9 protein-coding genes are annotated in these 12,500 nt (G+C 36.1%); 8 read left to right on the top strand and 1 reads right to left on the bottom strand.

Annotation, left to right across the window (positions count from 1 at the left end):
• Positions 1 to 8: 8 nt before the first annotated feature.
• Positions 9 to 1,592 (bottom strand): glycerol-3-phosphate dehydrogenase/oxidase, encoded by a 1,584-nt coding sequence (locus EKM03_RS09120; protein WP_126563819.1) that lies wholly within the window; start codon positions 1,590 to 1,592, stop codon positions 9 to 11.
• A 146-nt stretch (positions 1,593 to 1,738) separates the two neighbouring features.
• Here EKM03_RS09120 and EKM03_RS09115 point away from each other — a divergent pair, with 146 nt between their 5' ends.
• From EKM03_RS09115 to EKM03_RS09080, 8 genes are all read left to right on the top strand, one after another.
• Entirely contained in the window at positions 1,739 to 2,503 is a 765-nt protein-coding gene (locus EKM03_RS09115; RefSeq protein ID WP_126461915.1) for a DeoR/GlpR family DNA-binding transcription regulator, read from the top strand.
• A 341-nt stretch (positions 2,504 to 2,844) separates the two neighbouring features.
• Positions 2,845 to 5,373, top strand: a complete 2,529-nt coding sequence (topA, locus tag EKM03_RS09110; protein ID WP_126563820.1) for a type I DNA topoisomerase — start codon at positions 2,845 to 2,847, stop codon at positions 5,371 to 5,373.
• 66 nt (positions 5,374 to 5,439) lie between these two features.
• Complete coding sequence (locus tag EKM03_RS09105) at positions 5,440 to 6,591, top strand: formimidoylglutamase (RefSeq protein WP_126461921.1); 1,152 nt, start codon at positions 5,440 to 5,442, stop codon at positions 6,589 to 6,591.
• Positions 6,592 to 6,718: 127 nt separating this feature from the next.
• On the top strand, positions 6,719 to 8,122 hold the full coding sequence (gene gldK / locus EKM03_RS09100; RefSeq protein ID WP_126740225.1) for a gliding motility lipoprotein GldK: 1,404 nt from the start codon (positions 6,719 to 6,721) through the stop codon (positions 8,120 to 8,122).
• Between the two features lie 41 nt (positions 8,123 to 8,163).
• The gene (gene gldL, locus EKM03_RS09095; protein WP_126461927.1) at positions 8,164 to 8,811 is read left to right on the top strand and encodes a gliding motility protein GldL; all 648 of its coding nucleotides are present in this window, start codon (positions 8,164 to 8,166) and stop codon (positions 8,809 to 8,811) included.
• 46 nt (positions 8,812 to 8,857) lie between these two features.
• Entirely contained in the window at positions 8,858 to 10,402 is a 1,545-nt protein-coding gene (gene gldM, locus EKM03_RS09090; RefSeq protein ID WP_126740224.1) for a gliding motility protein GldM, read from the top strand.
• A gap of 50 nt (positions 10,403 to 10,452) precedes the next feature.
• Entirely contained in the window at positions 10,453 to 11,343 is an 891-nt protein-coding gene (gene gldN / locus EKM03_RS09085) for a gliding motility protein GldN (protein WP_126462161.1), read from the top strand.
• Between the two features lie 102 nt (positions 11,344 to 11,445).
• Positions 11,446 to 12,498, top strand: coding sequence for an FAD-binding oxidoreductase (locus EKM03_RS09080; protein ID WP_126740222.1), 1,053 nt, complete (start codon positions 11,446 to 11,448; stop codon positions 12,496 to 12,498).
• Positions 12,499 to 12,500: the final 2 nt, after the last annotated feature.

The raw sequence follows: 12,500 nt of genomic DNA, 5'->3' as shown, positions 1-12,500 counted from the left end.
GTTGTAGATTATTTTACTTGAAATTCTGTTAAAAGGAAACCGTTGGCCAGAGTTCTAAATTCAGCTGTTTGAGCTTCGGCCCAAGGGGTGTCACGGCCTAATTCTTTGGCTAATAATTGAGCAACTTTTTCAGAAGAATCAATCGCTGCTCTGGCGTCTAAAAACAAAAGTCGCACGCGTCTGGCCAATACATCTTCAATGGTTCTGGCCATTTCGAAACGAATAGCCCAAGCCACTTCTGCCATGGTATAATCATAATCAGGATGTAGTTTCTCTTTTAATAAAGGCTCGTCTTCCTGTAATTTCAGTATTTTAGGAATGTCAGTTCCATAAATGTATAAATGATTCTCTCGGTCTGTTACGGAAGTTATTTTATTGCCGTGGATAGCGATGTGTTCCGTTTTACATCCTTTTTTAGGTAAATTATGGACTTTGATGGCTTTGCCAATAACGTCTTCAGCGATTTTTCGGTACGTAGTCCATTTTCCTCCGGTGATGGTGATTAATCCGGTATCCGAAACAATTATTTTATGACTTCTGGAAACTTCTTTGGTACTTTGCCCTTTTTTTTCTGGCGCTGCCAAAGGTCTTAAGCCTGCAAACACTGATAAAACATCGCCTCTTGTTGGTTTTTTCTCTAGAAATCTTTGAGCAGTTTCTAAAACGAAATCAATTTCTTGTTCCAAGGCAATTGGCTCCAGACTCGATTTTTTAACCAAAGTATCGGTGGTTCCTACCACAATTTTATCATGCCACGGCACTGCGAATAAAACGCGTCCGTCACTTGTTTTTGGAATCATTAAAGCATGTTCGCTTGGTAAGAACGATTTGTCAAAAACCAAGTGAATCCCTTGGCTTGGAACAATATATTTCTTGTATTCCAAATCATTCATTTTCATGATTGAGTTGGTAAAAACCCCGGTAGCGTTAATAACGGCAGTTCCGTTTAATTTATATTTGGTGCCGGTTTCTTTATCTTCAAATTCTACTCCCGTAACTTGGTTTTTATCGTCTTTCAATAAATTAATCACTTTCGAATAATTCAAAAGCGTAGCTCCTTTTTCAACGGCTGTTTGCGCAATGTTGATTGCCAAACGCGAATCATCAAACTGTCCGTCTTGATATACAACGCCGCTAACCAATCCTTTTTGTGTAATGGTCGGAAGCAATTCTATTGTTTTTTTTCTGGACACATATTTAGAAGCGCCTAAGCTTAATCGTCCGGCTAACATATCGTATATGGTTAATCCTATGGTATAGAAATAACCGCCCCACCAATTATAATTTGGAATCACAAAGGATTGGTTTTTCACCAAGTGACCAGCGTTTTGTGCCATTAGGCCTCTTTCTTTTAGGGCTTCGCGTACCAAAGCAATGTCTCCTTGTTCTAAATACCGAACCCCACCATGAACTAACTTTGTGCTTCGACTGGAGGTTCCTTTGGCAAAATCAATTGATTCCAACAGTATGGTTTTGAAACCTCTGCTAGCTGCGTCTAGCGCTATTCCTAATCCGTTAGCACCACCGCCAATGATAATTACATCCCAATTTTTGGTTTGTGTAAGTTGAATTAATTGTTCTGATCTTTTCATTTTATTGTTTTTATACCGTAACACAATATTTCGTTTTACAAACATAACGAAATAAATCGAAACAAAATGAAACTATTCAAAATAACCTGTTTTATTTTTTATTTCTAAAAGAATACCTATCTTTATTTCAATATTTAAACAGTAGTATGACTATAATTAATATCAGACAGGAACTAATAATAGAGGAATTAAATCAAAAAGGGTATGTTCATGTGGTGGAGCTGTGCGAAACACACAAGGTTTCGTCCGTAACCATACGGAAGGATTTGAGTTTTTTAGAAAGCAAGAATCTGTTGCATCGTACCCATGGAGGCGCTAGTAAACAGCCCATTTATGCGTTTGAAAGAAATGTAAGTGATAAAGAATTGCTTCAGGTAGAGCAAAAGAAGCTTATCGCAAGAGCGGCTTTGAGTTACATTAATGACAATGATTACATCATTATGGGCTCCGGGACTACGATTCATAATTTATCTAAAGTGATGGGGGGCTTTCAAAAATTAACTGTACTGACTCCTTCGCTTAAAGTTTCTTTAGAGCTCTGCAAACATTCGGAAATTGATACCATTCAACTGGGTGGTGATATTAGAAAAGCATCAACTTCAGTTGTGGGTGCTATTGCTGAAGGAATTTTGAGCCAGTTTTCCTGTAATAAATTATTTATTGGAACTGATGGGCTTCATTTAGAGTTTGGTTTAAGTACTTCAAATGCTATGGAAGCTCATTTGAATCAAGCGATGATTGATGTAGCCGAAAAAGTAATTGTTTTGGCCGATTCAACTAAAATGAATGTCAGGGGTTTTGGTAAAATCTGCAATGTAGAAAAAATTGATGTTTTAATTACCGATGAAGGTATCGATATCGAAACTAAAACGAAACTGGAAGAAATGGGGTTGAATGTCGTTGTTGTGTAAAAGGGCTTCTTTTAAGTTTTAAGTAACAATCATTGTATAATGGGGTGTTTTAAAATTAGAGAAAATGATGGAACAAGTTGATTTTAAGATACTATTGGCTATGTTTTTTGTTTTGACTTGACGACTTTTAAACTTTTCACATACTTAATTGCAGTTGGATTTTAGGAAATAGATCATAAAAAGGCAGTATTTTTAATAAAACCGCAGTGATTTATTTTTTTTAAAGTATAGGATTCAAATCATTCAAAACTTGCAACTGAATGATTAAATTGACTTTTAAAATTTAAAAAACTTAAAATTTAAAAAAATCTTCTACTTTTGCCGACATAAACAATCGGAATATGGCAAAGAATTTAGTTATAGTGGAATCACCTGCAAAGGCAAAAACAATCGAAAAATTTCTAGGAGCAGATTTTCAGGTCGAGTCAAGTTATGGGCACATTGCTGACTTGCCGTCTAAGGAAATTGGTGTTGATGTAGAAAATGGCTTCAAACCCAAATACGAAGTTTCTGCTGATAAAAAAGCATTGGTTACTAAATTAAAAGGACTTGCTAAAAAAGCTGAAATGGTATGGTTAGCAAGTGATGAGGATCGCGAGGGAGAAGCTATTTCTTGGCATTTAGCCGAAGAATTAAAATTAGACGCGACCAAAACCAAGCGGATTGTTTTTCATGAAATCACTAAAACTGCAATTCTAAAAGCCATTGATAATCCACGAGAAATTGATTATAACTTAGTCAATGCGCAGCAAGCGCGTCGTGTATTAGATCGATTGGTAGGTTATGAATTATCTCCTGTACTTTGGAGAAAAATAAAGGGAGGGCTTTCGGCAGGCCGTGTGCAATCAGTATCAGTTCGTTTGATAGTGGAACGGGAACGGGAAATTCAAAACTTTAATGCTGTAGCTACGTATTCTGTTGTGGCAGAATTTACTAATGAAACCGGTAAAATATTCAAAGCCAAACTGCCTAAAAATTTCAATACTAAAAAAGAAGCCGAAGATTTTTTAAATAGAAATATAGGTTCTACATATAAGGTAGCCGATTTGGAGACTAAACCTACCAAAAAAACACCAACAGGTCCGTTTACCACATCAACATTGCAACAAGAAGCCGCTCGTAAATTGTATTTGCCGGTAGGAATTACCATGCAACTGGCGCAACGCCTGTATGAAGCCGGACTGATCACGTATATGAGAACGGATAGCGTGAATTTATCTAAAGATGCGATGGAAGCGGCTCAGGCTGAAATTATTAAATCCTACGGAAAAGAGTTCTCTAAACCTCGAACTTTTGTCAATAAAAGTAAGGGAGCACAGGAAGCACACGAGGCAATTCGTCCTACGGATATGTCCCGTCATACGGTAAATATAGACAAAGATCAAGCGCGTTTGTATGACTTGATCTGGAAAAGAACCTTGGCTTCGCAAATGAGTGATGCACAATTAGAACGTACTAACGTGAAAATTGAAGCGAATAATCATGGTGAAATATTCACGGCTTCCGGAGAGGTTTTGCTTTTTGAAGGTTTCTTGAAAGTATACCTTGAAGGGCATGATGACGATGAAGAAGAGCAGGAAGGCATGTTGCCGGCAATGAAAGTCAATGAAAAATTACAAAACAATTACATCTCAGCAACCGAAAGATATTCTAGAGCGCCTGCAAGATATACCGAAGCTTCATTGGTAAAAAAATTAGAAGAGTTAGGAATTGGTCGTCCGTCTACCTATGCGCCAACAATTTCTACGATTATCAACAGGAATTATGTAGAAAAAGGAAATCTGGACGGGCAAGAAAGAAATTACGTGCAATTGATGTTGCAATCCGGAAAAGTAGCAGCGAAGGTGCTGAAAGAAAACACCGGATCTGATAAAGGAAAATTAGTTCCTACAGATATTGGAACAATTGTTACGGATTTCTTGGTAAAGAATTTCGGAAATATTTTGGATTATAATTTCACTGCAAAAGTCGAAGAGGATTTTGATGAAATAGCGGAAGGAAATATTGAGTGGACTAAAATGATGCAGGAGTTCTACGATAAATTTCACCCTATAGTGAAAGATGTAGAGGCCAATGCAGATCGTGAAAGCGGGGAGAGAATTCTTGGAACCGATCCAAAAACAGGAAAGCCGGTTTCGGTTCGTTTAGGAAAATTTGGACCAATGGCTCAAATTGGTGCAGCTGATGATGAAGAAAAAAAGTTCGCGAGTTTGATGAATGATCAAAATATTGGGAACATCACTTTAGAGGAAACGCTGAATCTATTTTTATTACCAAAAAATCTTGGAGAATATAAAGGCGAAGAAGTTGAGGTAAGTAATGGTCGTTACGGCCCTTATATTCGTCATGGTGCGGCTTTTGTTTCTTTGCCAAAAGGAGAAAATCCACTGGATGTTGATTTTGAAAGGGCTCAGGAATTAATCGATGAAAAGGCTATTGCCGATGCTCCAATTGCCGTTTATAAAGGCGAAGGTGTTCAAAAAGGCGTTGGTCGTTTTGGTCCTTTTATCAAATGGGATGGCTTGTTTATTAATGTAAGTAAGAAATATAATTTTGATGATTTGTCTCAAGTTGATATAGAAGCATTGATTGAAGATAAATTGCAAAAAAATATCGATAAAGTATTGCATAATTGGGAGGATGAAGGTATTCTGGTCGAGAAAGCCCGCTGGGGTCGCTCTGTAATCACCAAAGGAAAACTCAAAATTGAATTGAGTAAAGACGTAGATGCTGCCAAATTAACATTGGCGGAAGTCCAAGAAATGATTGCCAAAAAAACGCCTGCTAAAAAAGTAGCCGCCAAAAAAGCACCAGCAAAGAAAGCAGCTGTCAAAAAAACAGCCGTTAAGAAACCTGTCGCAAAAAAGTAATTAGTCACTAATTCCGGTTTCATCGCTCTTTGTTAAGAGTTGTGATTAAGGGAAAAAAATATAAAAATGGAATTTGATTTTCTAAAGCCCGTTGATGATGAAATCCTGGAATATATAAATGGATTGACTTCACAGCAACTGGGCGGTAAAATTGTGTTGCATACCCAGGAACAATTCCCTGATTTAAACAAGATTAAAATTGCCGTACTAGGTGTTTTAGAAAACCGAGGCAATGCCAATGCGGTGTCCACTGTTGATTTACTCTCGGTTAGGAAAGAATTATATGGATTATTTCCTGGAAACTGGGATGCATCTATTGCTGATTTAGGTGACATTCTTGCTGGAAACTCTACGGAAGATACCTACTTTGCCTTAAAAAAAGTAACAGCAAGTTTAATAAAAAAGAAGATTATTCCTATTGTTATTGGAGGTTCTCAGGATCTGACCTATGCTTTGTACAGAGCGTATGATGATTTAGAACAGATGGTGAATTTAGTCGCTATCGATAATAAGTTTGATTTTGGAAAAGAGAATGAACAGGCCTCGGCCACTTCTTATTTGACAAAAATAATTATAGACGAGCCGAACAATCTCTTTAATTATTGTAACATAGGCTATCAAACGTATTTTAATTCGCAAGAAGAAATAGATTTGATAGAGAAATTGTTTTTTGATGCCTATCGATTAGGGGAGGTTTCGAATAATATAGCTATATCTGAACCTGTTTTCAGAGATGCAGATGTGGTCAGTATTGATTTAAATGCTGTAAAATCATCTGATTCCGGCAATTTTAGTTCATTTGCACCCAATGGTTTTAACGGGAAAGAAATATGCGCGCTGTCACGATATGCAGGAATAAGTGATAAAGTTTCCGCATTGGGGATCTTTAATCACAATAATTCCGCACAAGAATCAGTGATCATAGCACAAATAATTTGGTATTTCATAGAAGGCTTTCATTATCGCTCGCATGAGTATCCTTTTGGAAGTAAAGAAAACTACTTGAAATATATAGTTCCCATGGAAGAAGAGGATCTTGTTTTTTATAAAAGTGATAAAACAGACCGATGGTGGATCGAAATTCCATTTATTTCAAATGTTAATAATAAATTAAAAAGAAACACGTTATTACCATGTTCTTATGAAGAATATTTAATGGCTTGTAATCAGGAATTGCCCGAAAGATGGTGGAAAGCGCAGAGGAAAAACATCATTTAGGATAATTTTATGCTTATTTATTCTTTTTTTATAAAATAGAGTTTGTTTAGTTTAAAAAAATTGTTTTTTTAAAAAATAATAAATAGGTTTACACCCTTAAAAATAATGAATATATAACCAAATTTATATGAAGAAGTTCATTGCATTTACGTCAATTTTGACCCTTTTAATTGGCTGTGGTAAATCAAGCGACAGAGGAGAACTAGTTGGTATTAATGGAGGGAAATGGCATCCGGAAAAACCTCTTGGAATGGCATTAATCCCAGGTGGCGCTTTTATAATGGGTAAGTCAGATGCTGATTTAGCCAATGTAGAGGACGCTCCAACAAAAACAGTTACGGTTCGCTCCTTTTATATGGATGAAACGGAAATTACCAATAGTGAATACCGTAAGTTTGTAGAGTGGGTAAAAGACTCTACAATGAGGGTGAGATTAGCCATTTTAGCTGATGAAGTAGGGCAAACTGCTGATGCCTCAACGGCTAAAGGTAAGAATGCAGGAAGCATAGGTGACTTTGCTTTTAATGATTCGGATCCAGAGAAAATGACAGCCTATGACAAATACATGTATGATAATTATTATAGTGTAGGAACCGCTGACGATCCTTATGCTGGTAGAAAGCTGAATAAAAAAGTAAAATTAATAATGGATACGAAACTATATCCGGATGAATATTATACTGAAGTAATGGATTCTATGTATTTGCCAATAGAAGAATCATACAATGGTCTTCGCACTATTGATGTTAATAAATTGAAATTCCGTTATTCTTGGATGGATATTCAGGCTGCTGCCAAAGCAAAAGACGGAAGACGAAAAGACTATATCAAAACCGAAGAAATAAATGTATATCCCGATACTAGCGTTTGGATTAAAGATTTTGCCTATTCCTACAATGAGCCAATGCATAATGATTATTTTTGGCACAAAGCCTACGGAGATTATCCTGTAGTAGGGGTCAAGTGGACTCAAGCAAAAGCATTTTGCGCCTGGAGAACATTATATAAAAACAGCCATATCAAATCAAAAAAGAAAGGACAAGACTTAATCAATTCTTTTCGATTGCCAACCGAAGCAGAATGGGAATATTCAGCCAGAGGAGGTTTAGAATCTGCTACTTATCCTTGGGGAGGGCCATATACTAAAAACGACAGAGGTTGTTTCTTGGCAAATTTCAAACCCAACAGGGGCGATTATGCAGCAGATGAAGCCTTGTATACTGTTGAAGCAAAATCGTATGAACCAAATGGTTATAATTTGTATAATATGGCAGGAAATGTTTCGGAATGGACCGATTCTTCATATGATCCAAATGCGTATGAGTATGTATCGTCAATGAATCCAAATGTTCAGGATACTTCAAATAAACGCAAAGTACTGCGCGGTGGTTCATGGAAAGATGTTGCTTATTTCCTACAGGTAGGTACAAGAGATTATGAATATGCTGATTCAGCCAGGAGTTATATAGGTTTTAGAACCGTTCAGGATTACATGGGAGTTCAAACTACCGGAATCGGAAAAAAGAGATAATTAAAACAAACCAAATCTATTCATTTTTTAAAAACACTATTATGGCATTATTAAGTAAGAAAGCAATGAATTTCGCATACGGCATGGGAGCTGCTGTTGTAATCATAGGCGCACTATTCAAAATCACCCATATTGAATTTGGTTTTATTACAGGAAATTTAATGCTAACTATAGGTCTTGTTGTAGAAGCAGCCATTTTTGCGCTTTCTGCCTTTGAACCGGTTGATAATGATTTGGATTGGACTTTAGTATATCCGGAATTAGCTAACGGTCAGGCTAAACCAGCAACTAAAAAAGTAGAAACACCATCTGATGCACAAGGATTGTTGTCTCAAAAATTAGATATGATGTTAAAAGATGCCAAAATTGATGGGGAATTAATGGCTAGTTTAGGTAATAGCATCAAAAATTTCGAATCAGCAGCAAAGGGAATTGCCCCAACAATAGATTCTATTACATCTACTAAAAAATACAGCGAGGAGTTGACTTTGGCTGCAGCCCAAATGGAGTCATTGAACAGTCTGTATAAAATACAATTACAAAGCGCCTCCAGAAATGTACAAATTAATGAAGAAGTTGCTGAAAACAACCTAAAATTAAAAGATCAAATGCAGTCATTGACTTCAAACCTATCCTCTTTGAATAATGTATATGGTGGAATGCTTTCTGCAATGAATAATAAAGGATAATTAGTTTCAAACTATAAAAAAATATTAAACTAATTATTTAGAAAATATGGCAGGAGGAAAACTAACCCCTAGACAGAAGATGATTAACCTAATGTATTTGGTTTTCATCGCAATGTTAGCATTAAATATGTCCAAAGAAGTGTTGTCTGCTTTTGGATTAATGAATGAAAAATTTGAAGGGTCAAACGCTTCAGCCCAACAATCAAACGCTCAAATGTTAGCTGGATTAGATGCGAAAGCAGCGGAAGCAGGTGGCGAATTTGCTGCAGCGGCCATAACAGCTCATAAAGTAGAAGTGATAACAAAAAATTTTTACGATTATATTAGACAAATAAAAGCGGAAGTTTTAGTAGGAACCGAAGTGGATCCGGAGACGGGTAAACTACCGTATGAGGCTATGGACAAAGGAGATAATATAGATAATTTATGGTTCAGTCCCGCAGGTTACTCCGCTAAAGGAAAAGAAGTTATTTCAACAGTTGAAAAGTATAAATCGGACATGAAGTTGGCTTTGGGTGATAATAAAAAATTAGCGCCAATTTTATCTGAAGTTCAAGCTAAGTTTAGTTTGGCAGATGTTAAGAATAAAGACGGTATAGCGATACCTTATTTAGATTATCATTTTAAAGGCTTTCCAGCAGTTGCTTCTTTAGCTAAACTATCTGCTTGGCAGAATGATGTTAAAAAAGCAGAATCAGATGTGTACAGTACGGCATTAGGTAAAGCGGCGGTTGCAGCGGCATCTTACAGTAATTATCAAGCTATCGTTGTATTGGATAAAAATGCTTATTTCCAGGGCGAACAGGTTACAGGTAAAGTAGTTTTGGGACGTTATGACGAGAATACCAAACCAACAAGTGTTACTGGTGCTAGGTTAGATCCGGCTACGGGACAAGCTAAGATTGCTTTAACAGCTGGTGGTGTAGGTGAACAAAATATTGCAGGACAATTTACGTTTGTAGAGGATGGTAAAACAATTCCATTGAAATTTGCTGGAAAATATGTTGTGGTGCCAAGACCTAATTCTGCAACAATTTCAGCAGATAAGATGAATGTCGTTTATAGAGGCGTATCCAATCCTATGACTATTTCCTTTGCAGGTATTCCGGATAATGCTGTTAATGCTTCTGCTCCAGGTTTATCAAAGGTAGGCAACGGTAAATACGTTATGAATCCTGGTGGTGGTAATGAAGTTATAGTCAGCGTATCAGGAAAAATGTCTGACGGAAAAGTGGCTACTGATAAAAAAGTTTTCAGAATCAAAGGTATTCCGGGGCCAGCTGGAACTATTAGGGGAGAAACAGGTGTTGTAAAAGGACCAAAATCAAATCTTGAAATTGCAACTATTGGAGCTAAATTGGAAGATTTTGATTTTGAAGTTGGTTTAAATGTAGTTGGTTTTAATTTAAAAGTTACCGGACAGCCGACAGTAGTTGTATCAGGAAACAGATTAAATGCACAATGTAAGGCCGTATTGTCAAAAGCAGGAAGAGGTGATCAAGTGACCATTTCTGAGATTAAAACCAAACTTGTTGGTGCAGGAAGCTACTTATTGCCAAGAACAGCTCCAGTAATTTTTGAAATACAATAATTAGTACGGTTTTATATAAACCTACTTCAATATCTTATAATGATACTATGATGAATGTAAGAAATTTTTTAATCGCTATAGTCTGTTCCACAGGAAGTCTTGCTTCGGTTGCACAATCTAATTTGCTTAATGCAAAAACTCCTGACGAGATAGGTCTAAAATCTGATGCACAATTAATTTCAGATAACGATAGGCCTTTGTCCTATGGATATGTGCATGATAGAGATGTTTTAATGGGAAAAACAACCTGGGAAATAATCGATTTAAACGAAAAGATTAATTTTTCATTGTATTTTCCTGTAGATACTGCAAATATTGGTTCGGATAGGCGTTCGTTATACGATGTGCTGACTAAAGCCATAAAAAGTGGTGAATTAACAGAAGTGTATACAGATAGTTATTTTAACACTAAAAAATCATTTAAAGACATCCAAGCTTCATTAACTCGAATAGATACTACAGACGCCGGTAGAGAACAAATAAATGCAGGGAATCAAATATCAGAAGAGTATATTCTGAGACAGGATCTTTCTGCTCAGGACGTAACACAGTATAAAATTAAGGGGTATTGGTATTTTGATAAAAGGCAGAGTGAATTAAAGTATCGTTTATTGGGTATTTGTCCAGTGACTCCGGATGTTTATACGATGAATAGTGATCAAAAAGATTATATTGAGTTGTTTTGGGTGTTTTTTCCAGCAGCAAGAGATGTGTTGCATGATGCTAAAGCATTCAATGATAAAAATTCAGCGATGCCGATTTCATTTGATCAAATCTTAAATTCAAGACGTTTTAATAGTTTTATTTACAAAGAAGAAAATGTTTATGGAGACAGATCCATTGAAGAGTATATGAAAGATAATGCCCAGAATCAGTTGTTAGAATCCGATCGAGTGAAAGAGAAAATTCGCAATTTCGAATCTGATATGTGGAATTATTAATTTCAGTTTTTTTACTATAAACACAAAACTCTTACTGTGATGGTAAGAGTTTTGTGTTTTAATGTATTTACTTTGTCTTTAGTTTAAATTATATTTCTTCAAATGATTGATTATTTAATAATTGGTTCAGGTTTAGCGGGTATTTCATTTGCAGAGGTTGCGCTGCGAAATGATAAAAGTATTTTAGTACTGGATAATAATTCTCAAAATTCTTCAAGAATCGCGGGGGGTTTGTATAACCCTGTTATTTTAAAACGATTCAGTGAGGTTTGGCAGGCACAAGAGCAATTAGTTTTGATGAATGAATTTTATGCGCTGTTGGAAAAAAAATTAGAATGTACCGTAGATTTTAAGAGACCTATTTTGAGAAAATTTTTCTCCGTCGAAGAACAGAATAATTGGTTTATAGCTTCGGATAAAATAAATCTTTCGCCATTTTTATCCACAAAATTGATTTTTGAGAAATTTTCTGGAATTGATTCTCCCTTTGGATACGGAGAAGTTTTGCAGACGGGTTATGTTGATACCTCATTGTTGTTGCGTAAATACAGAGACTATCTTATCCATAATAAGATGTTTCAGGAGGAGTCTTTTGATTATGAGGCGCTTCAGGTTGACTCAAATGGTATTCGGTACAAAGACATTCAAGCGAAACATATTGTTTTTGCCGAAGGCTTTGGAATGCATGGAAATCCTTATTTTAAACATTTGCCATTAGACGGTACAAAAGGGGAGCTTTTTGTCATTAGAGCACCTAATTTGCGTTTAGATGTGATCGTCAATACAAGTGTCTTTATTTTGCCTCTTGGAAATGATTTGTTCAAGGTAGGAGCCACTTACAATTGGAAAGATAAAACAGATTTACCTACTCCAGAAGGAAAAACGGAATTAGTGGAAAGAATAAAAGAGATTATTACTTGTGATTTTGAAATTGTGGCTCATTTTGCCGGAGTTCGCCCCACGGTAAAAGATAGAAGACCACTCGTAGGAACACATCAAAATTATAATTCAGTACATATTTTGAATGGTTTGGGCACACGAGGAGTTATGTTAGGTCCTGCAATGGCAAAAGCTTTATTTGACACTATTGAAAATAAAATTCCTTTAGACACTGTAATTGACATCAATCGATTTGTATCTAAAGGAAAAAAATAGTG

The organism is Flavobacterium sp. GSP6 (genome assembly GCF_003984855.1).
Taxonomy (GTDB): Bacteria; Bacteroidota; Bacteroidia; order Flavobacteriales; family Flavobacteriaceae; genus Flavobacterium.
This window is presented reverse-complemented; position numbering and strand designations above follow the sequence as displayed.

What these genes read in the sequence shown, in the direction of transcription:
- EKM03_RS09120 (WP_126563819.1), bottom strand. Translation starts at nt 1,592, where the DNA reads ATGAAAAGATCAGAACAATTAATTCAACTTACACAAACCAAAAATTGG.
- EKM03_RS09080 (WP_126740222.1), top strand. Translation starts at nt 11,446, where the DNA reads ATGATTGATTATTTAATAATTGGTTCAGGTTTAGCGGGTATTTCATTT.
- gldL (WP_126461927.1), top strand. Translation starts at nt 8,164, where the DNA reads ATGGCATTATTAAGTAAGAAAGCAATGAATTTCGCATACGGCATGGGA.
- gldM (WP_126740224.1), top strand. Translation starts at nt 8,858, where the DNA reads ATGGCAGGAGGAAAACTAACCCCTAGACAGAAGATGATTAACCTAATG.
- EKM03_RS09105 (WP_126461921.1), top strand. Translation starts at nt 5,440, where the DNA reads ATGGAATTTGATTTTCTAAAGCCCGTTGATGATGAAATCCTGGAATAT.
- gldK (WP_126740225.1), top strand. Translation starts at nt 6,719, where the DNA reads ATGAAGAAGTTCATTGCATTTACGTCAATTTTGACCCTTTTAATTGGC.
- EKM03_RS09115 (WP_126461915.1), top strand. Translation starts at nt 1,739, where the DNA reads ATGACTATAATTAATATCAGACAGGAACTAATAATAGAGGAATTAAAT.
- topA (WP_126563820.1), top strand. Translation starts at nt 2,845, where the DNA reads ATGGCAAAGAATTTAGTTATAGTGGAATCACCTGCAAAGGCAAAAACA.
- gldN (WP_126462161.1), top strand. Translation starts at nt 10,453, where the DNA reads ATGAATGTAAGAAATTTTTTAATCGCTATAGTCTGTTCCACAGGAAGT.